This window comes from Brevundimonas sp. FV1ye7S (genome assembly GCF_058680995.1).
The window spans coordinates 1,269,223-1,293,839 of record NZ_CM178726.1 but is presented as its reverse complement, the minus strand read 5'-3'; the positions used below and the strand labels follow the sequence as shown (position 1 = coordinate 1,293,839).

19 protein-coding genes are annotated in these 24,617 nt (G+C 65.1%); 13 read left to right on the top strand and 6 right to left on the bottom strand.

Annotated elements, in window-relative coordinates:
- The first annotated feature begins 6 nt into the window (after positions 1–6).
- The 11 genes from ACW18C_RS06130 to ACW18C_RS06080 all read left to right on the top strand — a co-directional run bounded on the left by ACW18C_RS06130 (position 7) and on the right by ACW18C_RS06080 (position 10,658).
- Positions 7–948, top strand: a complete 942-nt coding sequence (locus ACW18C_RS06130) for an MBL fold metallo-hydrolase (RefSeq protein WP_492073467.1) — start codon at positions 7–9, stop codon at positions 946–948.
- Entirely contained in the window at positions 945–1,433 is a 489-nt protein-coding gene (locus ACW18C_RS06125; RefSeq protein WP_492073466.1) for a protein tyrosine phosphatase family protein, read from the top strand. Before ACW18C_RS06130 ends, ACW18C_RS06125 begins: the two co-directional genes overlap by 4 nt.
- Before the next feature lie 4 nt (positions 1,434–1,437).
- Positions 1,438–2,232, top strand: a complete 795-nt coding sequence (locus ACW18C_RS06120) for a sulfite exporter TauE/SafE family protein (protein WP_008263346.1) — start codon at positions 1,438–1,440, stop codon at positions 2,230–2,232.
- A gap of 9 nt (positions 2,233–2,241) precedes the next feature.
- Complete coding sequence (locus ACW18C_RS06115) at positions 2,242–3,669, top strand: cytochrome ubiquinol oxidase subunit I (protein WP_492073464.1); 1,428 nt, start codon at positions 2,242–2,244, stop codon at positions 3,667–3,669.
- The gene (gene cydB / locus ACW18C_RS06110) at positions 3,659–4,660 is read left to right on the top strand and encodes a cytochrome d ubiquinol oxidase subunit II (protein WP_492073462.1); all 1,002 of its coding nucleotides are present in this window, start codon (positions 3,659–3,661) and stop codon (positions 4,658–4,660) included. Before ACW18C_RS06115 ends, cydB begins: the two co-directional genes overlap by 11 nt.
- Positions 4,660–4,788, top strand: a complete 129-nt coding sequence (locus ACW18C_RS06105) for a hypothetical protein (protein ID WP_492073460.1) — start codon at positions 4,660–4,662, stop codon at positions 4,786–4,788. The genes cydB and ACW18C_RS06105 overlap by 1 nt, the downstream gene beginning before the upstream one ends.
- Positions 4,785–5,255: a methyltransferase family protein gene (locus ACW18C_RS06100; RefSeq protein ID WP_492073458.1), complete on the top strand. Its 471-nt coding sequence runs from the start codon at positions 4,785–4,787 to the stop codon at positions 5,253–5,255. Before ACW18C_RS06105 ends, ACW18C_RS06100 begins: the two co-directional genes overlap by 4 nt.
- A gap of 296 nt (positions 5,256–5,551) precedes the next feature.
- Positions 5,552–6,085 (top strand): RNA polymerase sigma factor, encoded by a 534-nt coding sequence (locus ACW18C_RS06095; RefSeq protein WP_492073457.1) that lies wholly within the window; start codon positions 5,552–5,554, stop codon positions 6,083–6,085.
- On the top strand, positions 6,079–7,056 hold the full coding sequence (locus ACW18C_RS06090) for a FecR family protein (RefSeq protein ID WP_035305158.1): 978 nt from the start codon (positions 6,079–6,081) through the stop codon (positions 7,054–7,056). Before ACW18C_RS06095 ends, ACW18C_RS06090 begins: the two co-directional genes overlap by 7 nt.
- Positions 7,057–7,175: 119 nt before the next feature.
- Positions 7,176–9,656: a TonB-dependent receptor gene (locus ACW18C_RS06085; protein WP_492073455.1), complete on the top strand. Its 2,481-nt coding sequence runs from the start codon at positions 7,176–7,178 to the stop codon at positions 9,654–9,656.
- A gap of 66 nt (positions 9,657–9,722) precedes the next feature.
- A complete protein-coding gene (locus ACW18C_RS06080; RefSeq protein WP_492073453.1) occupies positions 9,723–10,658 on the top strand; it encodes a metallophosphoesterase family protein in 936 nt (311 codons plus the stop codon).
- Positions 10,659–10,836: 178 nt separating this feature from the next.
- Here the strand turns inward: ACW18C_RS06080 and ACW18C_RS06075 are convergent, their stop codons facing one another.
- The 3 genes from ACW18C_RS06075 to ACW18C_RS06065 form a co-directional block, all read right to left on the bottom strand.
- The gene (locus tag ACW18C_RS06075; protein WP_008262770.1) at positions 10,837–11,583 is read right to left on the bottom strand and encodes an SDR family NAD(P)-dependent oxidoreductase; all 747 of its coding nucleotides are present in this window, start codon (positions 11,581–11,583) and stop codon (positions 10,837–10,839) included.
- Positions 11,580–13,877, bottom strand: coding sequence for a beta-glucosidase BglX (bglX, locus tag ACW18C_RS06070; RefSeq protein WP_492073451.1), 2,298 nt, complete (start codon positions 13,875–13,877; stop codon positions 11,580–11,582). The genes ACW18C_RS06075 and bglX overlap by 4 nt, the downstream gene beginning before the upstream one ends.
- Positions 13,878–14,058: 181 nt before the next feature.
- Positions 14,059–16,734 (bottom strand): TonB-dependent receptor domain-containing protein, encoded by a 2,676-nt coding sequence (locus ACW18C_RS06065; protein WP_492073449.1) that lies wholly within the window; start codon positions 16,732–16,734, stop codon positions 14,059–14,061.
- Between the two features lie 287 nt (positions 16,735–17,021).
- Here ACW18C_RS06065 and ACW18C_RS06060 point away from each other — a divergent pair, with 287 nt between their 5' ends.
- A complete protein-coding gene (locus tag ACW18C_RS06060; protein WP_492073447.1) occupies positions 17,022–20,465 on the top strand; it encodes a family 78 glycoside hydrolase catalytic domain in 3,444 nt (1,147 codons plus the stop codon).
- Between the two features lie 79 nt (positions 20,466–20,544).
- Here the strand turns inward: ACW18C_RS06060 and lldD are convergent, their stop codons facing one another.
- From lldD to ACW18C_RS06045, 3 genes are read right to left on the bottom strand one after another with little or no spacing between them, the layout of a single operon-like run.
- Complete coding sequence (gene lldD / locus ACW18C_RS06055) at positions 20,545–21,678, bottom strand: FMN-dependent L-lactate dehydrogenase LldD (protein ID WP_492073446.1); 1,134 nt, start codon at positions 21,676–21,678, stop codon at positions 20,545–20,547.
- A 9-nt stretch (positions 21,679–21,687) separates the two neighbouring features.
- On the bottom strand, positions 21,688–22,449 hold the full coding sequence (gene lra1, locus ACW18C_RS06050) for an L-rhamnose 1-dehydrogenase Lra1 (protein WP_492073445.1): 762 nt from the start codon (positions 22,447–22,449) through the stop codon (positions 21,688–21,690).
- Between the two features lie 24 nt (positions 22,450–22,473).
- Positions 22,474–23,280, bottom strand: a complete 807-nt coding sequence (locus ACW18C_RS06045) for an IclR family transcriptional regulator (RefSeq protein WP_492073443.1) — start codon at positions 23,278–23,280, stop codon at positions 22,474–22,476.
- Between the two features lie 140 nt (positions 23,281–23,420).
- Here ACW18C_RS06045 and rhmD point away from each other — a divergent pair, with 140 nt between their 5' ends.
- A complete protein-coding gene (gene rhmD, locus ACW18C_RS06040) occupies positions 23,421–24,614 on the top strand; it encodes an L-rhamnonate dehydratase (protein ID WP_492073442.1) in 1,194 nt (397 codons plus the stop codon).
- Positions 24,615–24,617: the final 3 nt, after the last annotated feature.

Sequence of the window (24,617 nt, the reverse complement as noted above, 5' to 3'; positions counted from 1 at the left end):
GCCCCCATGTCCTCGCACCCCCAAGACCCCATCCGTGAACAGGCCGCTGAAATCGTGCGCGCCGCCATGGCGGACGCCACCCAACGTCCTGTGGTGAAGTCCTTTTTCGACGAAGCGACCTTTACGGTCAGCCATGTGATGCGCGACCCCGGCTCCAAGGTCTGCGCCATCATCGACAGCGTGCTCGACTACGATCCGGCTTCCGGCCGAACCTCGAACGCCTCCGCCGACGCCCTGATTGACTACGTGAAGTCCGAAGATCTCCAGGTGCAGTGGCTGCTGGAGACCCACGCCCACGCCGACCACCTGTCGGCCGCACCCTATCTGCAGGAAAAACTGGGCGGCCGGCTCGCCATCGGCCACGAAATTCTCACTGTCCAGGCCGTATTCGGCAAGATCTTCAACGAGGGAACCGAATTCCGCCGCGACGGAAGCCAGTTCGACCAGTTGTTCAATGACGGCGACCGGTTCCACATCGGCGGGCTGCAGGCCATGGCGCTGCATGTGCCGGGCCATACGCCCGCCTGCCTGGCCTATGTGATCGGCGATGCGGTCTTTCCCGGCGACACCATGTTCATGCCGGACTATGGCACGGCGCGCTGCGACTTCCCCGGCGGCGACGCCCGGACCCTGTATCGCTCGATCCATCGCCTGACCGCCCTGCCGGATGAGGCGCGGGTCTATCTATGCCACGACTACAAGGCGCCGCCCGGCCGCGATGAATTCGCCTGGGAGACCACCATCGGCGCCCAGCGCACCGGCAATATCCACATTCGCGACGGCGTCTCCGAGGACGCGTTCGTGGCCATGCGCACCCAACGCGACGCCACCCTGCCCATGCCCCGGCTGATCCTGCCGTCGGTCCAGGTCAATATGAACGGCGGCCGCCCGCCGGAGCCCGAGGCCAACGGGGTTCGCTACCTCAAGGTCCCGCTGAACGCGCTGTGAACCTTCAGCGCGCCGACCGACCTGAGCCGCAAGACCTGAACCCGATCCGCAAGCAGGAAGACCGAGCGATGGATATCCGCCCGCTGGACGACGCCCTTTCGGCCTCCCCCCAGATCGCCTTGCAGGACCTGGCCGCCGTCGCGGCCCAGGGCTTTCGATCCGTGATCTCGAACCGGCCCGACGGCGAAGACCCCGATCAGCCCAGCGCAGCCGAATTCCGCCAGGCCGCCGAGGCCGTCGGCCTGGCGTTCGCCCATGTGCCCGTGGTCGGAGGCGCCATATCCGACGCCGATGTGGCGGCCTTCCGCCGGACCCTCGACGCCCTGCCCCGGCCTGTGTTCGGCTTTTGCCGCACCGGTACGCGCACCACCACCCTGTGGGCGCTCGCCCGCGCGGCCGACGAAGCCGACCGCCTGATCCAACGCGCCCAGGCGGCCGGTTACGACCTGTCGGCGCTTCGTCCACGCCTGGAAGGCGCGCGCTGAACCCATGGATCTTTCCCCTCTTCAATACGGCCTCGGCGCCGGCGCGGGCTCGCTGGTCGGTTTCAGCCTGGGTCTGGTCGGCGGGGGCGGGTCCATCCTGGCCGTGCCGCTGATCGTCTATCTGGTCGGGGTCAAGGATCCCCACCTCGCCATCGGCACCAGCGCCTTCGCCGTGGCCGCCAACGCCTTCGCCAACCTGCTGAACCACGCCCGACACGGCACTGTGAAATGGAAGATCGCCGGCCTGTTCGCCCTGGCTGGCGTCCTCGGCGCCGTCCTGGGCTCGACCCTGGGCAAGGCGGTGGACGGCCAGAAGCTGCTGGCCCTTTTCGCCGTCCTGATGCTGATAGTCGGGGCGCTGATGCTGAGGGGCCGCTCGGCCGCCGGCGACCCCGATGTGGTTCTGACGCCGGGCAATGCGCCGAAGCTGATCGGAACCGGCGTCCTGACCGGGGTGATGTCCGGCTTCTTCGGCATCGGCGGCGGGTTTCTGATCGTGCCCAGCCTGATGGTCTCGACCCGTATGCCCATCTATTACGCCGTCGGCTCCTCGCTGGTCGGCGTGACGGCCTTTGGCCTGACCACGGCCTTCAACTATGCGCTGGACGGCTGGGTGGACTGGCCCCTGGCGGCGATCTTCATCGGCGGCGGCGTCCTGGGCGGCCTGTTGGGCGCGCGCCTGGCCAAGAGTCTGTCAGGACAAAAGGGCGTCCTGAACACCGTGTTCGCAATCCTGATCTTCGTCGTCGCCGTATACATGCTGTACCGGAGCATCGACGCGCTCGGCCTGGTTTCATAGGATCGGATCATGGAGTTCGACGCTCTCATTTTGGCCCGAACGCAGTTCGCATTCACGGTCGCCTTCCACATCGTCTTCCCGGCCTTCTCGATCGGCCTGGCCAGTTATCTGGCCGTGCTGGAAGGGCTCTGGTTGAAGACCGGCCGTGACCTGTATCTGAACCTGTTCAACTACTGGCTGAAGATCTTCGCCGTCGCCTTCGGCATGGGCGTCGTGTCAGGCCTGGTGATGTCTTATCAGTTCGGCACCAACTGGTCGGTCTTCTCCGACAAGGCCGGTCCCGTCATCGGCCCCCTGATGGCCTATGAGGTGCTCAGCGCCTTCTTCCTCGAGGCCGGATTCCTGGGCGTCATGCTGTTCGGCCTGAAGCGGGTGGGCAAGAAGCTGCACTTCCTGGCGACCCTGATGGTGGCCATCGGCACCTTCGCCTCCGCCTTCTGGATCCTGTCGGTCAACAGCTGGATGCAGACGCCCCAGGGCTACGCAATCAACGACGTGGGCCAGTTCGTGCCGGTTGACTGGTTCAAGATCGTCTTCAACCCCTCCTTCCCCTTCCGCCTGGCCCATATGCTGCTGGCGGCCTATCTGACCACCGGCCTGGTGGTCGGCGCCGTCGGGGCCTGGCACCTGATCAAGGACCAGACCAACAAGGGGGCGCGCAAGATGTTCGCCATGGCCATGGGCATGATCTTGGTCGCCGCCCCCGTGCAGATCTTCATGGGCGACCTGCACGGGATCAATACGCTCGAGCATCAGCCCGCCAAGGTCATGGCCATGGAGGGTCACTTCGAAAGCCATCCCGACGGCGCGCCCCTGATCCTGTTCGGCCTGCCGGACCGAGACGCCGCCAAGGTTCACGGCGCGGTGGAAATCCCCAAACTGTCGTCCCTGATCCTCAAACATGATCTGAACGCCCCCCTGGCGGGCCTGGACACCATCGACCGCGCCGACTGGCCGCCGGTCGAGATCGTCTTCTGGTCCTTCCGCATCATGGTCGGCCTCGGCATGGCCATGCTGCTGCTGGGCCTTTGGGGACTGTATGCCCGGGTGCGCAAACGTCTGTACGCCGCCCCCTGGCTGCACCGTTTCGCCCTAGTCATGGGACCGATGGGCTTCGTCGCGGTTCTGGCCGGCTGGATCACGACCGAGGTGGGGCGTCAGCCCTGGACGGTCTATGGCCTGCTGCGCACCGCCGACAGCGCCGCCCCGCTCGACGCCCCGGCGGTCGCCACATCCCTGGCCGCCTTCGCCATCGTCTATTTCGCCGTCTTCGGGGCGGGGGTCTTCTATATCCTGCGCCTGATGAGCCACGCGCCGCATCGCGGCGAAAGCGGTTTGCCCGAAACACCGATCCGTACAGCCGGCATCACGCCGGCTCCAGGCATCGCCCCCGACCGGCCGATCCCTACCGGTGAGGAGACCGATCATGAACATTGATCTGACCCTGGTCTGGGCCGGTCTGCTGGCCTTCGCCGTCTTCGCCTATATCGTCATGGACGGGTTCGACCTGGGGGTCGGCATCCTGTTCCCGACGTTGAAGCCGGGCGATCAGCGCGACAAGGCGATGAACTCGATCGCCCCGGTGTGGGACGGCAACGAGACCTGGCTGATCCTGGGCGGAGGGGGCCTGTTCGCCGCCTTTCCACTGGCCTACGCCGTGCTGATGCCGGCGGTCTATACGCCGATCATCGCCATGCTGCTGGGCCTGGTCTTCCGGGGCGTCGCCTTCGAATACCGCTGGCGCACGGTGCGCGCCAAGCCGGTCTGGGACGTGGCCTTCTTCGGCGGCTCGCTGCTGGCCGCCTTCTCCCAAGGCGTGACCCTGGGGGCCATTCTGCAGGGGGTCGAGGTTTCCGGCCGGGCCTATGGCGGCGGGTGGTGGGACTGGCTCAGTCCCTTCAGCCTGCTGACCGGCGCCGCCGTCGTCGTCGGCTATGCCCTGCTGGGCGCCGCCTGGCTGAACATGAAGACGGAAGGCGCGCTACAGTCCCACGCCCGTTCCCAGGCCTGGAAGCTGGGTCCGGCGACCCTGCTGATGATCGGCGCGGTCAGCCTGGCGACGCCCTTCCTCGACGGCGAATACGCGCGTCGCTGGTTCGACTGGCCTGGAGTCCTGCTGACGGCCCAAGTGCCGTTGCTGGTCGTGATTCTGGCGGCCGCATTCTTCTGGACCATGCGCCAGAAGCGCGAGGTCTGGCCCTTCCTGCTGTCCCTGGGCCTGTTCGCCGTCACCTTTGCGGGCCTGGGCGTCAGCATCTTCCCCTATGCCGTGCCCGACGAGATCACCCTGTGGCAGGCCGCCGCCCCGGCCTCCAGCCAGATGTTCATGCTGGTCGGCGCCCTGATCCTGATCCCGATCATCCTGGCCTACACCGCCTATGCCTACTGGGTGTTCCGCGGCAAGGTCGGCGACGACGGTTACCACTGATGCGCCGTGGTCCGACAAGCGGGCTCCGGCAGGGCCTGTGGTTCGTCGCCCTGTGGGGGCTGGGCGTGGGCGTCCTGGGCGTGATCGCCTATCTGCTGCGCGGCGTCCTGAAGCTGGCCGGCGGATGAGCCCGCAGGCGCCGAACCGCTGGCCCTGGCCGCCGCTCATCATGGGCGGGGCCGTCCTTGTCGCGTTCCTCGCGGCGCGCCTATGGACGCCGCCGCCCCTGTTTCCCGGCGCCTTTGCAGCCGGCGGCCTCCTGGTCGCCCTCGCCCTTGGCCTGGACCTCTGGGCCATGCTGGAGATGCGGCGGCGGCGCGCCAACATCCTGCCGCACCGGGCGGCGACCACCCTGGTCACGACCGGTCCATTCGCCTGGAGCCGCAACCCGATCTATCTCGCCAACGCACTGCTGCTGCTCGGCCTCGGCGGCCTGTTCGACAACGCCTGGTTCTTCGTGGCCGCCCCCGTCGCCGCCTTCGCCACCGACCGCCTCGCCATCCGGCGCGAGGAACCACACCTGGCGGCCCTCTTCGGCGCGGACTGGATCCATTACTCCGGGCGGACGCGCCGCTGGGTCGGTCGACACAAGTAACGCCACATGCCCCGGCTCTGCCCACCGATAGATGCAAAGCCAAGATGGAGCCCTACTGTGATGGGACTACGGGCCGTTCGCCTTTATCTGGGGCGCTAGAGTCGCCTCACCCATGTCCACCACCCCTCACTCCCACTCGATCATCGAAGATTAAGTCTATTCATTTGATATCCCGCGCGGCTTTTCTCGCGCATGTGCGAGGCTGAACGTTAAGGTCGCCGTGGCGGCGGCAGGCCCCCATGGACGCCAGGGGGCGCCGCCCTCGCGGACGTCAGTGTCATAAAACTGGGACCGAAATGTCGGATTCGACGCGCCCGTTCGTCTACAGAGATGGGCGTATTCGCAGGCTGGCCATGAATGGGTTGAAGCAAATTTTGCGTAAAGCGCGCAGAGCGGTCATCCGACGCGGGGTCATGGCGCAGGACGCCGACGATCTTGTCCAGGAAGCCTTCTTGCGGGTCGAGGCGTTCGGGCGGCGCGAGGGGGCGCCCGTCACCGAAGGTCGCGTCGTAGTGGCTGCGGTGAACTTGTCGATTGACGCGGCGCGGCGCCGGCGGGCCGCACCCTTCATCGACCTCGACGACGCGCCGCTGATCGCTGATGAAACGCCGGCTCCCGACGAGATTCTCCGCGCGCGGTCCAAGCTTCGTCACGCGGCCAAGGGATTGGAACGCTTGCCCGAACGTACACGCAGACTTCTGTTGGCGCGCCGGATAGAGGGACTCAGCTACGCCAAGATCGCGGAGAAGGAAGGCATGAGCGTCGCCGCGGTGGAAAAGCACGTCGCGCGCGCGACCGTCGAGCTGACGAAGTGGATGGATCAATGGTGACACCGAGTGCATCGCGCCGCGACCGCGTTCGGGCGGAAGCCGCCGTCTGGTTGACACGCATCCAGCGCGAGACCGGCGTGGAGGAAAGCCGCCAGGCCCTTCAGGACTGGCTGGCGCTGGATCCCGAGCACCGGCTTGCCTTCCAGCAGGTCACCGAAACCTGGGAGTTCCTGCCCGGTGCGGCGGCGTTGATGTCGCCACAGCACTCAGCGCCTGCGCGCTCGAGCCGAGGCTCCGCCCCTCGCCGCTCGGCGGTCCGACCCGCGCTGGTCGGACTGGGGCTGGCGGCCTGCGTGCTGGCGGCGGTCGGGATCATGGTGATCAAGGGCGGGTCGGTCTACGTCACCGAAGAGGGGCAGCATCGCGCCATGACCCTGGCGGACGGCTCACGCCTGACACTCAACACCGACAGCCGCGCCAAGGTGATCTATTCGGCGACCGAGCGCCGGGTCCGCCTGGATCGCGGGGAAGCGGCGTTCGACGTCGCTCACGATCCGGCCCACCCGTTCGTCGTCGTGGCCGGGACGACGGAAATCCGTGCTCTGGGCACGGCCTTCGTGGTGCGGCGGCAGGGCGATCGAGTTTCGGTGACCCTTGTGCGCGGCAAGGTGCAAATCTCTGGCGCTGGCGCGGACGCACGTGGCGCCAAGCGGGTGTTGGCGACCCTGACCCCGGGCCAACGACTGCAGGTGGCGCCGCAGGCTCAGCCCCAGCTCGACACGCCTTCGATCGAGATGGTGACGGCCTGGGAACAAGGTGAAGTGATCTTCGAAAGCGCCACCCTGGCTGAGGCCGCCAACGAGATGAATCGCTATGGGCCCATCAAGGTCACGGTCGACGCCGATGTCTCGGGCCTGCGGATTTCCGGCGTCTTCGCCACCAACCAGGCCGCCGAGTTCGCCGCCGCCGCGGCCCAGCTCCACGGGCTCAGGGCCGTGCCTCGGGAGGATGGTCTGGACCTGCAGCGATAGGTCCGGCCGCCGCCTCCCCCCGACGCCGACGTCATGAAATCTTTATGTCGGATCGCCGCAAACACTTCGTTTCCCTTGTGAGGGTCGCGCAGGCCCTCTTCAGTTTTCAGGGGATCCAGATGCCTTTCAAACACGCCGCTTTCGCCAGCGCGGCCGTCTCGGTGATGATGGTGGCCGGAGAGGCCCAGGCCCAGGCCCAGTACGCCTTCGACCTGCCCGCCCAGTCTCTCGAGCGTTCGCTGACCGCCGTCGGCCGACAGACCCAGGTCAATGTCGTCTTCCGCCCCGAGCAGGTCAGCGGCAAAACCGCCGGGGCCCTCAAGGGTCGCTTCACCGCCGATGCCGCACTGCGCCGTCTGCTGGCTGGGTCTGGGCTGGACGTCCGAACGACGCCAGGCGGCTCTTACCTGCTCGTCGAGGCTCCCACCCAACTCGTGCAGACCGAGAGCGCGGTGGTCGATGACGTCGTGGTCCTGGGCCGCGGCCGCACGCGCCAGATGCAGACGCTCTCGAAGGCCGAACTGGACAAGTTAGCCCCGGGCACTTCACCTCTTGCGGCGCTGAACAAGCTCCCGGGCGTCAACTTCACATCGTCCGACCCGTTCGGCGCCTATGAGTGGGCCCAACAGGTGACCATCCGCTCGTTCACCACCGACCAGATGGGCTACACTCTGGACGGCCTGCCGCTTGGCAACATGCAGTATCGCAACAACAACGGCCTGAGCATCGGCCGCGCGCTGCTGACCGAGAACAACGGCGCCACCTCGCTGTCCCAGGGCGGCGGCGCCCTGGGAACGGCCTCGACCAACAATATCGGCGGCACGATCGATTTTACCTCCATCGACCCGACCGGCGAGTTCGGCGTCGATATGGCCGGCACCTACGGTAGCGGCGGCACCTGGCGTGGGTTCACGCGGCTCAACACCGGCAGACTACCTGGAGGCGGCAGCCTCTACGCCGCCTATGCGCGCCAGGACACCAAGAAGTGGAAGGCTGCTGGCGAGCAAAACATCGAGCAGATCAATGTGAAGTTCGTCCAGCCGCTGGGCGAAGCCGTGCGCTCGACCACCTTCCTCGACTACGCCGACCGCCGCGAGGACGATTATGCGGACTTGTCCTTTGCCCTGGTCAACCGGCTGGGCTGGAACGTCGATACCATCAGCGACAACTTCCCCCTGGCCGAAGCCCTGGCCACCGCCCTGCAGACCGGCGGCGCCGTTCCCGCGCCGTATCTCAACGCCGACGACGTCTACTACAACGGCGGCGGTGTGCGGCAGGACACCCTGGTCTATGAACGGCTCGACTACGACCTGACGCCGTCGCTGTCGGGATCGACGACCGCCTACTACCACCGCGATCACGGCATCGGCACCTATGCGAGTCCCTACGACGCGACACCCGAGGCGTATGGCGGCTCGCCGGTCTCGGTTTCAGCGCTGCGGTACGATATCGACCGCGCCGGCCTGATCAGTCGCCTGAGTTATACCTTGGGTGACCACAAGCTGGATGCCGGCGTCTGGTACGAGGACAACGACTTTCACCAGGCGGCCTATCTCTATGGCCTGACCAAGGGCGTTGCTCCGACCAATTTCCAGCGCTTCTACGACAATCCCTTCCGCACGCGCTGGGACTATCAGTTCACCACCAAGACCTATCAGTTCCACGTCGGCGACACCTGGTCGGTCACCGACAATCTGAGGGTCAACGCCGGCTTCAAGGCGCTGAACGTCACCAACGAAGCCGAGACGATCACCAGCAACACGCCGATCAACGGCGTGATCAAGGCCAGGGACTATTTCCTGCCCTCGGCCGGGATCCTCTACCGCCTGGACGAGCGCAATGAGATGTTCGCCAGCTTCACGCGCAATATGGCCGCTTTCGTCGCCTCCGCATCCAGCGGCCCCTTCTCGACCACCCAGGCCGGCTTCGACTACATCCGCAAGGATCTGAAGCCCGAGAAGACCCGCACCCTGGAGGCCGGCTATCGCTATTCCAGGGATGGGCTGCTGGCCTCCGTGACCGCCTATGACGTCGCCTTCGAGAACCGCCTGCTGGCCACCTCGATCAGCGCCACGATCGTCGGCAACCAGAACGTCCTGCAGAATGTCGGCGGCGTGACCTCGCGTGGCGTGGAGACGGCGATCAGCTGGCGCTTCGCGCCGGCCTGGTCGCTGTTCGGCAGCTTCGCCTACAACGACGCCAAGTACGACGACGACGTCAAGCCGCTCGGCGGCGCGACGATCGCGACGAAGGGCAAACGCGTCGTGGCCGCTCCGAAGACCGTCGGCGGCGCCGAATTGGCCTATGACAACGGTACGGTCTGGTCGAAGGTCACGGCCCACTATCAAGGCGAGCGCTTCTACACCTACCTGAACGACTCGCCGGTCAAGAGTTCGACCGTATTCGATCTGGCGGCCGGCTACCGCGTCCCGCAGACGAGTGTGGAAGTGCTGCTGAACGTCACCAACCTGTTTGACAAGCGCTACTATTCCTCAGTCGGCACCAGCGGTTTCGTCAACGCCGACCCCACGGGCTCGTACACGACGCTGCAGCAAGGAGCCCCGCGCCAGGTGTTCGCCACCGTGCGGGTCAGTTTCTAGTCCGTATCCCTGACCGAGCCGCCGCCGAGGACGCTCCTCGGCGGCGGCGCTTTTTCGCGCAAGGCCATGATCGAGACCGCCATGAACCGCCGAAGCCTGATTTGTGGAGCGCTCGTTTCCGCCGGCGCCGCCCCCGCCGCCACCGCAGCCTCCGCCCAGCCCAAGACAGTGGATTTCAAATTCGTGTTCCTCAGCGACACGCACATCCAGCCCGAGGACGGCGCGGTCGAGGGCGTGCATCGCTGCTTTGCCCAGGTGGCGGCCAGCGACGCCGATTTCGTGGTCCATGGCGGCGACCACGTGTTCGACGCCATGGAAGTAGGGCGCGCGCGCGCCGACGCCCAGATGGCGCTCTATCGCCAGTCCGAACGTCTGCTGGATAAGCCGGTTCGTCACGTCCTGGGCAACCACGACTGTTTCGGGCTGTTCGAGAAGAGCGGAGTGGACCCGTCCGAGCCTGGCTACGGCAAGCGCTACTTCATCGACCAGTTCGGGCCGACCTATTACGGCTTCAGCCACAAGGGCGTGCGGTTCCTTGTCCTGGACTCGATCGGTTTCAAGGGCCGCAACTACGAGGGCCGCATCGACGCCGAGCAGCTGGCATGGCTGCGCGGCGAGTTCGCGATACTCTCACCCTCGGATCCGGTGGTTGTCCTGACTCACATCCCGTTGGTGACCGCGCTGGAGTGCTACGAGCCCGAAGACTGGGCGGCCTCGCCCTATGACTGGACGCGGGTGATGAACGGCCGTGAGGTGATGCGACTGTTCCAGAACCACAATGTGTTGGGGGTCTTGCAGGGGCATGGTCACGTACACGAGACCGTCGAGGTCGCCGGGGTGCGCTACATCTCCAGCGGCGCGGTCGCCGGGGCGGACTGGCGCGGTAGCTTCCTGGGCACGCCGGAGGGCTATCTGGAGGTCACCATCGCCAACGGTCGTCTTGATACACGGTTCAGAACCTATGGCTTCACGCCGCCGCGTCGCCACGATGTACCGCTTTGACGCGAAGGCCGCCGCTACGGGAGCCATCTCCTCGCGACGGGTGAATGGCGCCAACAGCTGCGTAATCGGGCGGTTCTGCGAAGGGGCAAGCACCGTAGAGTTCTCGGCTCAATCCGAGGCGAGATCACCGCCCTGAGCTTCAAGGCCGCCGTGTCAGGGCCCCAAGCATCGAAATCACTCAGTACGTCGTGCGTCCGCCGGACGTGTCGAACGTCGAGGCGGTGGTGAAGCTGCATTCTTCGGAGGCCATGAAACAGACCATGGCGGCGCTTTCCTCGACCTCGCCCAGGCGGCCCATCGGGATCTTGGAGCGCATGTATTCGACCTGGCTGGGCGGAAGCTGTTGCAGGATCGGGCTTTCGAAAGTGGCGGGGGTCAGGCTGTTGGCGATGACGCCCTTGTCGGCCAGTTCCTTGCCCAGCGACTTGGTGAAACCGATCACGCCGGCCTTGGAGGCGGAATAGGCGCTGGCGTTCGGATTGCCTTCCTTGCCTGCGACGGAGGCCACGTTGACGATGCGGCCATAGCCGTTGGCCAGCATGAAGGGCACGATGGCGCGCGAGCAGTAGAAGACGCCGTTCAGATTGATGTCGACGACGCGCTTCCAGCTGTCGATCGGGAACTCATGCACCGGAACCGTGGCGCCGGTGATCCCGGCCGAGGCGACCAGGATGTCGATCCGGCCCAGCGCCTGGTTGGCTTGTTCCGCCGCCGCAGCGACGGCGTCCGCGTCCGACACGTCCAGCGCCGCGACGTGGATCGCGCCGACCTCGTCCGCCGCCGCCGCCAGCGCATCGGCGTTGAGGTCCCACAGCACCACCTTGCCGCCCTCGGCGACGATGCGGGCGGCCGACGCCTTGCCCAGGCCCGAGGCGCCGCCGGTGACCACGGCCGTGCGGCCCGCAAAACGCCCCTGAAAGATCATGGCGCCACCGTAAAGGAGGTTTTGAGTTCCGCGCGGGAATCGCCGCCGATCCAGACATCGAAGTCCGACGGATCCAAGACCCAGTCCCGCTCGCCCGCGTTCCAGTAACGAAGCTCTGCCTGGGTCAGATTGAAACGCACCTGCCGGCTTTCGCCCGGCTGAAGCGTCACCCGCTCGAAACCCTTCAACTCCCTCACCGGACGAGCAGCCCGGCCGGAGCGTTGGTGAATATAGAGTTGCACGACCTCGTCGCCGGCGCGGGCGCCGGTATTGGTCACCGTCGCCGTGACGACGACCGATTCGCCGAGCCGCACGGCCGCACGGTCCACCGCGATATCCGTGAAGGCGAAGTCGGTGTAGCTGAGCCCATAGCCGAATGGGTAGAGCGGCGTCGAAGGCTGGTCCCAGTAGCGTGCACCTTGATCGGCCGGCGCCTTGGTCGCGTTATGGCTGTAGTAGATCGGGATCTGCCCCACGCTGCGGGGCCAGGTCATCGGCAGTTTGCCGCCAGGATTAATGTCGCCGAACAGGGCCTTGGCGACGGCCGTCCCGCCCTCGGAACCCGGATGCCAAGCCTCCAGGATTCCCGGCACCTGTTCCGCAAGCGGCGCGATGTCGAGCGGGCGGCCATTCAGCAGAACAGCGACCATCGGCTTGTTAAACGCCTTGACGGCATCAACCAGGCGAAGCTGATCTCCCGGCAGGGACAGCGCAGTGCGCGACGCCCCCTCTCCGCTCATCTGCTCGATTTCGCCCAACGCCAGGACGACGAGATCGGCGCCTCGCGCCGCCTCGACGGCTCGCTCGAACTCTACCTCCGCCTGAGCTTCGGTCCAGGCCGGCGGCGCGGGTCGAAACATTTCGAACATGGACGGCGTGCCGCGGCGAAGCTGGACGCCCGGCACCGTCGTGACCTGGGCGCTTTCGCCAAGTCTTCTACGTATGCCTTCGGCGACAGTTACTGTCTCTTCGAGTTTCGGCACGAACACCCACGAGCCGAGCGTATCCTGGGCTGAATCCGCCAGAGGACCGATGACTGCAACTCGTCGATATGCTGCCGCCGAAAGCGGCAGGACGCCACCGGCGTTTTGCAGCAACACCAGCGAACGCTCCGCCGCAGCGAGGGCGGCCTGGCGGTGTTCCGGCGCGCTCAAGACGGCTTCGGTCGCCCCCTCATCCACATAAGGGTTTTCGAACAGACCCATGCGAATCTTGGCGACCAAGACGCGCCGAACCGCGTCGTCCAAGACCGCCTCCTTCAAACGTCCCGAACGGACAGCTTGCGGAAGAGTGGCGTTGGCGGCCTCTGCGGTCGCCATCTCGAGGTCGTTTCCGGCTGATAGCCCCCTGACTGCGGCGTCCGCCTCATCAATCGCGAAGCCTTGCGGGACGAGGCTTTTGACCCCGTTTGCGTCGCTGACGACAAAGCCTTCGAACCCTAGCTGTTTGCGCAAGACATCCGTCAGCAGCCAGTGATTGGCGGCGGCCGGGATGTCGTTAAGCTCCATATAGGCGCTCATGACATTGCCGGCGCCCGCTTCGATGGCGGCTGCGAACGGCGGCAGATAGACATTGTAGAACTGGCTGTCCGAGACGAATGCGCTGTCGTAATCCCGACCGCCTTCGGATGCGCCATAGACGGCGAAATGCTTCGGTCCCGCGATGATGTGGCCCGGAGCCCCGATATGTTCGCCTTGGAACCCCTTCACGGCCGCGCGAGCGAGGGCGGCGCCGAGATAGGGATCCTCACCCGGCCCTTCGACGATGCGGCCCCATCGCGGGTCGCGGGTGATGTCGAGCATCGGAGCGAATGTCCAATGAATGCCGCTGGCCCGCGCCTCGGCCGCCGCGATGGCCTGCCCCTGCTCGACGGATGCGGGGTCCCAGGACGCCGCCATGCCAATCGGCACAGGGAAGATCGTCCGCAATCCGTGAATGACATCGAAGCCGAACAATAGGGGGATGCCGAGTCGACTTTCCTCGACCGCCACCTTCTGCAGGCGATTGATCAGGGCGGGATCGGTGACGAACAGCAACGCCCCCGTGGCGCCGGACCGCACACCCGGCTCGAATGGGGTCGGATCGCCGAACAGGAAGAGCTGACTGACCTGACCGGCCTTTTCTTCCAATGTCATGCGCGCGATCAGTGCATTCGCTCGAGCGAGCACGTCCGCCGGTACGGCCTGGGCCTGCACTGCAGCGGGCGAAACCTGAGAGGCCCACGACAAGTTGGGGGCGGCGATCGAAGCGACCAGAAGCGCGGTTATGGACGCGGTAAGCAGCCGGGATTTCATGAGTGCGTTCTCGTTTTCGCTTTGCGGAGAAAAGGACCGGCGCATCACTGGACGCGCCGGTCAGTCGCTCAGAAGGACGCCTTGCGACGTCGGCTCGGACGAACGCTCAGAGAAAGAGTGTCTGGGTCGTCTGATTTGGTGGGTCCGGGGCGACGACGGCCCCGGACGAGACGAAGGGAGATCAGAAGGCCTTGCGCACCCCGATCGAGAAGACACGGCCCAGCGTGGCGCCGTTCGCATAACCGGTCGCGCTGTTGAAGTAGGGCGGATCCTCGTCGAAGACGTTGTCGACGTTCAGGGTCAGGGCGGTGTTTTGCATCCAGCCTTCGCCAGGCAACTCATAGCGCGCGAACAGATTGACCAGGGTGTAAGCATCGACCTCGGACTGCCCAACCACGCCGGTCACGTCATAGCCCGCTCGATGGTTGACGATCGCATCGACCGTGACCGGACCGGAACGCCATCCCAGCGTGCCAACCAGAGAATACCGACTGGTCGAGTTGTCCAACTCATTGACGGTCGGCGCGCCTGGGACAGCTTGACTGTCACGATTGAGCGTATAGGTGCCCGCCAGTCCTGCGCTGACCGTGCCGAGCGGCAGCGTCCAGTCATAGCCGATGTCGAAGTCGATCCCATCAACCTTGAGCGAGCCGAGATTGTTGCGGCGGGCATCGATCAGCGCATAGGGCGTCGCGCCGCCGCCCGTGTACAGGCTGGTGATGCTTGGCGCATTCTCCACCCGCTGTCCCGCCGTGGCCGCCTCGGCCTGGGCCTGGGTCGGATTCAACGTGAAGAAGGACGCATAGGATGGATTGGCGAAATAGGAGGCGCCATTGAAGAAGGGGGCAAGGCCGATAGCGTCGGTGAACTCCACATTGAAGTAGGTCAGATTGACCCTGAGCCCATCCAGGGCGCCGACAGGGTTCCAATCTGCGCCGAACGACCAGGTGGTGGCTTCTTCCGGTTTCAGGTTCGGATTGCCGCCGGCCAGGAGAATGGTCGGCCGGAACAGGTCCGACGCCGGGCTGCCGCCGGCGCGGAACGGACTGACGCCCAGAACCTGAGCCCGCGTGTCCACCGATGAGCCGAGGTCCGATAGACTGGGCGCATGGAAGGACGTGCCCCAGTTCCCGCGAATGCGCAGTTCGGAAACCGGTCGCCAGTTGAAACCGACCTTGGGATTGATGGTGTCTCCGACGTCGCTGTAGACATCCATGCGCATCGAGGCGTTGACGTCGATCGATCCGATCCCGCTGTCCTGCCCTTTGAGCGGCACGAAGATCTCGCCGAACAGGGAAGTGACGTCACGGTTTGAGCTGCTGGAGGCGCCGATGGGGTTTCCGATCGTGCCCTGGCCCTGCGTCTGGTCGAGTTTCTCCTCATAATATTCGGCGCCGAGCGCCAGGCGAGCCTGCCCTGCCGCCGTCGAGAAGATGTTGCCGTCCGCGACGGTCCTGACCGAACGGATTTCCTGCGTGGCGTCGCCGTACAGCTCGTAGTTCAGGATGCTGTCCAGAACCGTCGAATTGGTCGTGCCGACATCATAGGGGTTCAACGCCGTCGCCGCCGTCGTGCCGGCCAGGGCCGCCGCCTGGGCCGTCGTGTTGATCTGGCGCGTGTGCACCGTGTTGGTGCTGCGACCATAGTTCCCGGTCGCACGAATCTGCCAACCGCCATCGAACTTGTAGGTCAGGGTCGGTGTGACGCCCATCGAGCTGAAGTTGCTCGGGTTTTCCAGCGCATCGCCTGTGACGGCGGAATAGTTGAAGGCGACCGTCTGCGAAGTTTCGGCGCCGATCGGCCGGAAATAGGGGTTGGCGGAGGTGATCGTTCCCGTGCCGCGAACGCCGGTGCCGTCCGTCGGCGACTGACCTTTCCGCACGGTGTCGCGTTCCGAATAATAGCCCGTGACGTCGAAGCTGAGGTCTTCGGTCAGTTGCTGGCTCAGGGCTGCATAGACACTCTGACGCTCTTCCTCAGGATAGAAGTCGATCGCCTTGTTCTCGTCGCAGCGATTGACGCCCACGGTGCGGGTATCCATCCGATAGGTGACGCCGCCCGTCGTGATATTGCCGGGCGTGCAGCTTTGCGAACGGAAGTCCGACCCGCCGGCCGCCAGATGGTCCTGGGCGAACCAGTCACGATCTGCGCCTGCGATGGCGTCATGCTGGGCATAGGCGTAGGCGATCAAGGCCGAGCCACTGCCCCAGTCCTTCCCGGCCATCGCGCTGAAGTCGGTCGTCGTATAGTCGTCGCCCATGCCGTATTTGGCGGTCAGTTCGACGCCGTCGTACCGCTTGCGTGTGATGAAGTTGATCACGCCGCCGATGGCGTCGGACCCGTAGATGGACGAACCGCCGTCAGGGATCACCTCGACGCGCTCCAGCACGGACGGAGGAATGGCGGAAGGATCAGGCGACGTCTGCAGAATCCCGGCGCCCACCATGCGGTTGCCGTTCAGAAGGATCAGGGTCGTGGACCCGCCTGACGCGCCGAGGCTGCGGATATTCGGGCGAGTGATGGGCTCGGCTATCGTCGAGGATCCCTGCGGCACGCCGCCGAAGGCGTTGGTCACCTGCGGGACACGCGCCAAAAGGTCCGCCGACGAAGTGACGCCCGTGGAGACGATATCCTCGCTGGTGACGCCGACCACATTCGTTCCCGTAGGCGCGACGCCCCGCAACAGCGTGCCTGTGACGACGATCTCATCCAGTTCGGCGGCGTTGTCGTCCGTCTGAATCGCGTCGGGCGCTGAAACGGAGGCGTCTTGGGCAAGCGCATGCCCGGCGCCGCCGAAACTCGCGGCGACGAAGGCGACGCTGCACAGCAGCCGCGCGACTTCCTTGGTGGCTTTCATCTTGTCTCTCCCTGACCCGACCGTCTTCTGTGGACCGGTCTGGGCGTGTTGTTTTGCAATTGGCGCGAGCAACGAGCCGCGTCGATGCGCCCAAATCGGCGCCAGTATAAGAAATGTCCTCCCGCGAGAGCTGCCCCCTCGTCCCATTTTGTGATCCAACGTTCCGATATTTAGGGAAAAACGTCAAGAGGTCGCATTTACCCCCGGAACTTTTCCAATTGTGACCGATTGACGGGACGGTTTTCCACCTGTTGGTATATCGTCATTCCAACAATAAAACGCGCCGAATGGCGACGCTGCTGGGAGGCATGCATATGAAACGGTCCCTTCGATCGCTGGCGCTCTGTGGAGCGACCGGTCTGATGCTGGCTGCATGCGCCCACGCCGAAGCCGAACGGCCTCGTCTCGCCATGCTCCAGGCGTCGCCAAACGCGCCATCGGATCTGAAGATCGAATCCGCACCGTCTCTGCTCGGCGCAGATGTCCTCCGGCCACGCTTCCAGTGGCTGGCGCCGCAAGCCACGAGGACACATCAGACCCATTACCGACTTCAGGTGGCGACCTCTGAAGCCAGCCTATCGAACGGCGATCTGGTCTGGGACAGCGGCGACGTGGCGTCCGGCGACCAAACCCAGATCGTCTATGAAGGCCCTGCGCTAGCATCACGTGGGCGCTACGTTTGGCGGGTTCAGACCCGCGACGCCGAAGGCCGACCCTCCGATTGGAGCTCGCCCGCCGTTTGGGAAATGGGATTGCTGCAGCCCGACGATTGGCAGGCGCACTGGATTTCCACCGATTCCTCCGTCGAGCACGTCTGGTCTGACGCGACGACGGAGTGGCGCTTTACGCCGACTGGAGGCGACATCGACTTCCTGTTCCGGGCCAGCCCTGTCGGCAAGACCTTTGGGGAAGCCTATGTCTGGCGGCTTGGAATCTCCGAAGGTCAACCGATCTTGACGGCGCTTTCGCGGACCTATGACGCCCAGTCCCAACCCCTGGTGAAGGAAACGGTGCTGAAGACCGTGCCCCTGCCCTTTACACTGACGCAATGGACCGCGGGCCCGCATACGCTGACGGTAGAGGCCAAGGGGGCGCGCATCGTCACGCGCCTTGATGACGTCGTCATCGACACGCTCGAGAACACCGATCACCGCCAGGGAACGGCCGGAATTTTTCAGGCCGGCCCCGCCACGTTCGGGCAGTCGGCGCCTGCACCCGACGCCATCGTCCTGCATGAACTCACCGTCACCCCGGCGAACGGCCCCGTCACGCGCGCAGCCTTCTCGGGCAATGATAACCCGCTCAGCGGCGGCACGATCGAGGCCGACGGCCTGCACATCGCCAACGCGAGGGGCGTCGATATCGTCTTCCCTCAGACTGAGCCGGCCGCCCTGCTGCGTCGCCTGTTCATCATAGAGGGAGACGTCGTCCAGGCCCGCCTCTATGTCGCCGCCGGCGGCTTTCCTCGCATCGACATCAACGGCAAGACGATCAACGAAGCCGTCGGCGACGGTTTCACGGCCTATGATCGTCGCGTCCTTTATCGGACGCTGGATGTAACCGATCATATCCGTCGCGGAGACAACGTCATTGGTCTGGAGCTAGGTCGCGGCTGGTACGATCTGGTCGAACCCAACGAATGGTATTGGCACGAGGCGCCGTGGCGCAATCGCCCTACCGCGCGACTTCAGCTGGAAGTCACCCTGGCGGATGGCAGCCGACAGATCGTCGCGACCGACGACCAATGGCGGACCCACCCGGGGCCGACCCGGCATGACTCCATCTATGCGGGCGAACGTTATGACGCCCGCCTGCTGCCCCGTGGGTGGTCGCAGCCCGGATTTGACGACCGTGATTGGACGGCCGCTCGTCTCGTCCATGGTCCGGCAGGTCGCCTGGACGCTGGAGAACAACAGCCAATCGCGGTAGTCGGCACGCGCCGCGCCGTCAGCCTGAAGCAGGTCCGTCCAGGCGTGTGGATCTACGATTTCGGCAGCATCTTCGCCGGGCGCCTTCATCTTAAGGTCAATGGACCATCCGGCCAGACCGTCTCCATGATCCAGCACGAGAAGCTCCGTCCCGACGGAACGGTCCTGTCCGCGAGCGGACTGGTGGATACGCAGCTTCAGACCGATCAGTACACCCTGGCCGGCGACGGTCCGGAAGACTGGACGCCGCGTTTCGGCTATCGCGGCTTCCGTTATGTGGAGGTCCGGGGCTTCCCAGGCACGCCGACGCTGGACAGCCTGACCGGCGAAGTCATGCACTCCGACGTAGCCTCGATCGGAAGCTTCGAAAGCTCGAACCCCCTGTTGAACCAGATTCAGGCGGCGGCCCGCGCCACCATCCTGAACAATATGCACGGCTTCCAGACCGATACGCCGACGTTCGAGAAGAATGGCTGGACGGGCGACGCCCAGGCGTCAGCTCTGGCCTCTGCCTTGAACTTCGACGTCAGCCGCGTCTGGACCAAGTGGATGGGTGATTTCCGAGACGCCCAGGCGCCCAGTGGCGAAATCCCCGAGATCGTGCCGTCGACGCCCCAGTACGGTTACGAGGGCACGCCGGGGTGGAACATGGTCAACGGCCCCACACCTTCTTGGGACGCCGCCACCTTCATACTGCCCGACGACCTGTATCAGTTGACGGGTGACACGCGCCTCCTGGCCGAGATGTACGACACCCAGAAGAGACTGGTGGACTACACCGCGTCCTGGTTCACGCCGGACGATTTCCATTACCGTCAACTGGCCAACACCTTCCTCGGCGAATACGCCAATCCTCGCCCACCGATCACGCCTGAAATGATCGCCGCCTTCATGGCCGGAAATCGCGCCGGAGGCCTGCCGCCTCAGCCGGGGCCCGGCGACGTCGATAGTGTCGCGACCGCCTATCTCTTCCACATGACCCAGTTGCTGGCCAAGAACGCGGCCTTGCTGGGCAAACAGGCGGATGCTCGAGCCTATGCCGCCCGTGCAGATGTGATCCGCGCAGCCTACAATCGCACCTACTGGGACGCCGGCCGCGAGGTCTATCGCGTTCCGGCGAAGTCGGGCGATGCGCCAGCCTTCGTACAATATCAGAACATCCTGCCTGTAGCATTCGGCCTGGTTCCTGACGGCCTGGCGAACGCCGTGCTTCAAAAGGTCAATGACGACATCGTGGCCCACGACTACCACCTGTCCAGCATGGGTGTTTTCTCGGGCCGCTATGCGTTGACGCTGCTCAGTGATGCGGGCCACGTCGATACCGTCTACCGCGTCGCAACTCAGACCACCGAACCCAGCTGGGGGTTCTGGTTGGCCAACGATATTCACACCATGCTCGAGGGCTGGTCTCTGGATAGTCGATCCTACGACCATCACTACTGGGGCTTGGTCTCCAGTTGGTTTTATCAAAGCCTTGCCGGCATCCGGCCTGGCGCGCCGGGCTACCGGACCATCGTGATACGTCCGGAGGCGCCGCAGGGTCTCGACCACGTCTCCGCCCATCTCGACACGGTCAGGGGACGCATTTCATCGGAGTGGCGCCGAGTGGGTGATCGTCTGATATTGGACGTGGGCATCCCCGCCGGAGCTTCGGCTGAAATCTGGTGCCCGGGCGAAGTCGCTCAGATCCCGAAGAACGCCCAACTCGTCCGCCAAGAAGACAAGCGCTGGGTCTATTCCGTAAACGGCGGCAACCATCGATTTGACTGTGCTGCACCGGCAAGCGGGCCGAGTCGTCTCTAAACCCCGCCGATCCCGGTCGGCGGGGCCTTCTTCAGCTGACGCTTCGAGCAACCTTCGCCTTTCGGAAGAAGGCGAAGGTTCAGAGGGCCAGCATATCCCGGCTGATCCCCGCCACGGACTTCGCCCCCGTCAACGTCATGGCCACCCGCATCTCCTTCTCGAACAGGTCCAGCAGGTTGGCGACGCCGGCCTCGCCGCCCGCCGCCAGCGCATAGACGAAGGCTCGTCCCAGCATCACGGCGTCGGCCCCAAGGGCGATGGCGCGGACGACGTCCAGGCCGTTGCGAACGCCGGAATCGATCAGGATGCGGATATCGCCTTTCACCGCTTCGGCGATCGCAGGCAAGGCCCGCGCCGATGACAGGACGCCGTCCAGTTGGCGGCCGCCGTGGTTCGACACCACAATGCCGTCAGCGCCGAAGCTGACGGCGTCGCGGGCGTCCTGAGCATCCAGCACGCCCTTGATGATCATCGGCCCGTCCCAGAAGTCGCGGATCCACTGGAGATCCTTCCAGGATATCGAAGGATCGAAATTCTGGCCCAGCCAGCCGATGTAGTCCGCCAGACCCGTAGGCTTGCCCAGATAGGCCGAGACATTTCCCAGATCGTGCGGCGTGCCGCGCACCCCGACGTCCCAGGTCCAGGCCGGGTGCGTCATCGCCTGGATCATGCGGCGTATCTCGGCATGAGGGCCGCTCATGCCCGAATGGGCGTCGCGATAGCGGGCGCCGGGGGTCGGCATATCGACGGTGAAGACCAGGGTCTTCACCCCCGCAGCCCTGGCCCGCTCCAGCGCATTCTTCATGAAGCCTCGGTCGCGCAGGACATAGAGCTGGAACCACATCGGCCGGTCGATGGCCGGCGCCACCTCCTCAATGGAGCAGACCGAGACGGTGGACAGGGTGAAGGGCACGCCGCGCGATGCCGCCGCCTTGGCGGCCTGCACCTCGCCGCGCCGGGCGTACATGCCGGTCAGGCCGACTGGCGCCAGGATGATCGGCAGCCGCAGGGTCTCGTCGAACAGCCGTGTTTCCAGGCTGAGGCTGGTCATGTCCTGTAGGACGCGCTGGCGCAGGGCGATGGCCTGCCAGTCCTCGACGTTGCGGCGCAGCGTCTGTTCGGCGTAGGCGCCGCCGTCGATATAATGAAACAGGAAGGGCGGCAGCTTGCGCCGCGCCGCCTCGCGATAGTCGCCGGGCGAGGAAATGATCACCGTGACGCCCTACTGGAAGTTGGCGAAGGCGCCGCCGTCGACCAGCAGGGCCGCGCCGGACATATAGGCCGCCATGTCCGAGGCCAGGAAGGCGACGACCGAGGCGATGTCCTCGGGCTTGCCCAGGCGTCCCAGGGGAATGCGGCTTTCCATATATTCGCGCTTCTTGGGATCGGCGAGATCGTCCTTGTTGATGTCGGTGGCGATGGTGCCGGGCAGGACCGAGTTGCAGCGAATGCCGTGACGCCCCAGGGCGACGGCGCAGGACTGCATCAGGCTGTGAACCCCCGCCTTGGTCGGGGTGTAGTGGGTCTGCATCTCGCCGCCGACCAGGGCCGAGATCGAGCTGATGGCGACGATGGCGCCGCCCTCCCCCTGTTTCACCATCTGGTTGGCCGCCGCCTGGGTCATGAAATAAGCCCCATGGAGATTGACCTCCATCGTGCGCTGCAGCGTCTCGACCGGCATGTCGAGGAAGGCGTGGAAGGGGCAGATGCCGGCGTTGGAGACGAAGACATCCACGCGCCCGAACGCCTCGACGGCCGTGTTCACGAAGGTCGTCGCGCTGTCCGGCAGGGCCACGTCCGCATCGACCACGATGGCTTGGCGGCCCAGGGCTTCGATTTCCGCGACCACCTCGGCGGCGACCGCGTCGTCGCGGAAGGTGTTGAGGGCGACATTTGCGCCCTGGCGCGCGGCCTCTACCGCCGTCGCCCGTCCGATACCCCGCGATGCGCCCGTGATCAGGACGACCTTGTTCTCAAGCAGCATGTGGGCTCCGGCGTTCTACGATGTTCAGGGTTTAGGCTGCCAGCCGAGGTCGGCGCTGATGGCGTTGGCGGCGGCGGTGACTGTCTTGGTCAGCTCCGCCATGCGGGCGTCCGACATATACTGCGCGGCCGAAGAGACACTGAGCGCGGCGACGATATGGCCGTCCACCGAGCGGATCGGCGCGGCGACGCAGCGGATCTGGTCCTCGTTCTCTTCCAGGTCGAAAGCATAGCCCTTCTGGGCATAGGCGTGCATCCGCTCCAGCCAGACGGCGCGGGCCGATGAATCATAGGGCGCGCCCTCAGGCGTATAGAAGTCGATCCATTCCGGCTCGGACTTGTCGAGAATCAGGGCCTTGCCCAGGCCGGTCGAGGCGATCGGGTGCCGCTCTCCCAGGCGGGAGCCGATATTGATCCGGCGCCGGCCGGCGACCTTGTCGAGATAAAGGGCATGGCGTCCGTCGAGGACGCCGAGATGGACCGTATCATCGGTTTGGGCGGACAGTTGCTCCAGCCATGGACGGGCGACGCGGGGCAGATGCATCTGTTGGCTGGCGGCGTGGCCCAGTTCCAGCAGTTTCGGGCCCAGGCTATAGCCTTCGCGGGGGCGGAACGAGAGCAGGCGACGATCAACCAGGGCGGAAGCCAGGCGGTGCGTGGTGCTGCGGGTCAGGTCCAGTTTTTCTGACAACTCAGCCAGAGGCAGAGAGCCGTCCATCAGGGCGTCGATCACGTCCAGGCCGCGCAGCAGCGTCTGACTGCCGGACGCTTTGGTCCCGACCTCATCTTCCCCATCGACCTGCACGGTCTTGATTGACGTCACTCGTCCCATTTCGTAATCCTCATTCTCAGAATGTAGCAAAACACGCAAGCTCGTCCGCGGAACGGGATCGAGTTTGACGCGCCGCACGGAGGAAAGCCAGTGAAATCCCGTATGATGGGAGCAAATCACCAGACGCCGGTGATGCCTCAATGAGCCGCCTTCCAAAGATCAAGCACGTTCGCGCCTTCGTCGTGAAGAATGACGGCGCAGGCGGCGGGGCCGACTATCATGACCAGGGCGATGGCCACTGGATCGACGACCATATCGCCACGCCAATGGCGAAATATCCCGAATACCGTCAGAGCCGCCGCAGCTTCGGCATCAATGTGCTGGGCACCTTGGTCGTTGAGATCGAGGCCGAGAACGGCGTCGTCGGCTTCGCGGTGACGACCGGGGGCGAGCCCGCCGCCTATATTGTCGAGAAGCACCTGGCTCGTTTCCTGGAAGGTCGAGACCCGACCGAGGTCGAGAAGATTTGGGATCAGATGTATTTCTCGACCCAGTACTATGGCCGCAAAGGGCTGGTCGTGAACGCCATCTCGGGCGTCGATCTGGCTCTGTGGGATTTGCTGGGCCGCCTGCGTCAGGAGCCGGTCTTCGCCATGCTGGGCGGCGCCGTGCGTGACGAGCTGACCTTCTACGCCACCGGCGCGCGTCCGGACAAAGCCAAGGAACTGGGTTTCATCGGCGGCAAGATGCCGCTGCACCACGGCCCGGCCGAGGGCGAGGAAGGCCTGCACAAGAACCTGGCCGAGCTTGAGGCCATGCGGAACGCCTGCGGCGACGACTTCTGGCTGATGTTCGACTGCTGGATGGCGCTGGACCTGAACTACGCCACCCGCCTGGCCCACGAGGCGCACAAACTGGGTCTGAAGTGGATCGAGGAAGCGCTCAGCCCCGACGACTACTGGGGATATCAGACGCTGAAAAAGAACGCGCCCAAGGGGATGCTGGTCACGACTGGAGAGCACGAGGCCACCCGCTGGGGCTTCCGCATGCTGCTGGAAATGGAATGCTGCGACATCATCCAGCCGGACGTCGGCTGGTGCGGCGGCGTGACCGAACTGATCAAGATTTCCGCCATGGCCGACGCCAAGGGCGTGCTGATGATCCCGCACGGGTCCTCGGTCTACAGCTACCACTTCGTGATCACGCGCCATAACAGCCCGTTCGCCGAGTTCCTGATGATGGCGCCCGGAGCCGACAAGGTCGTGCCCATGTTCCATCCCCAGCTGATCGGCGAGCCGACGCCGGTGAACGGCCGCCTGAAAGTGCCCGACACGCCAGGGTTCGGCGTCGAGCTGAACCGCGACATCGCCCTTCATCGCCCCTACGTGCGCTAAGAC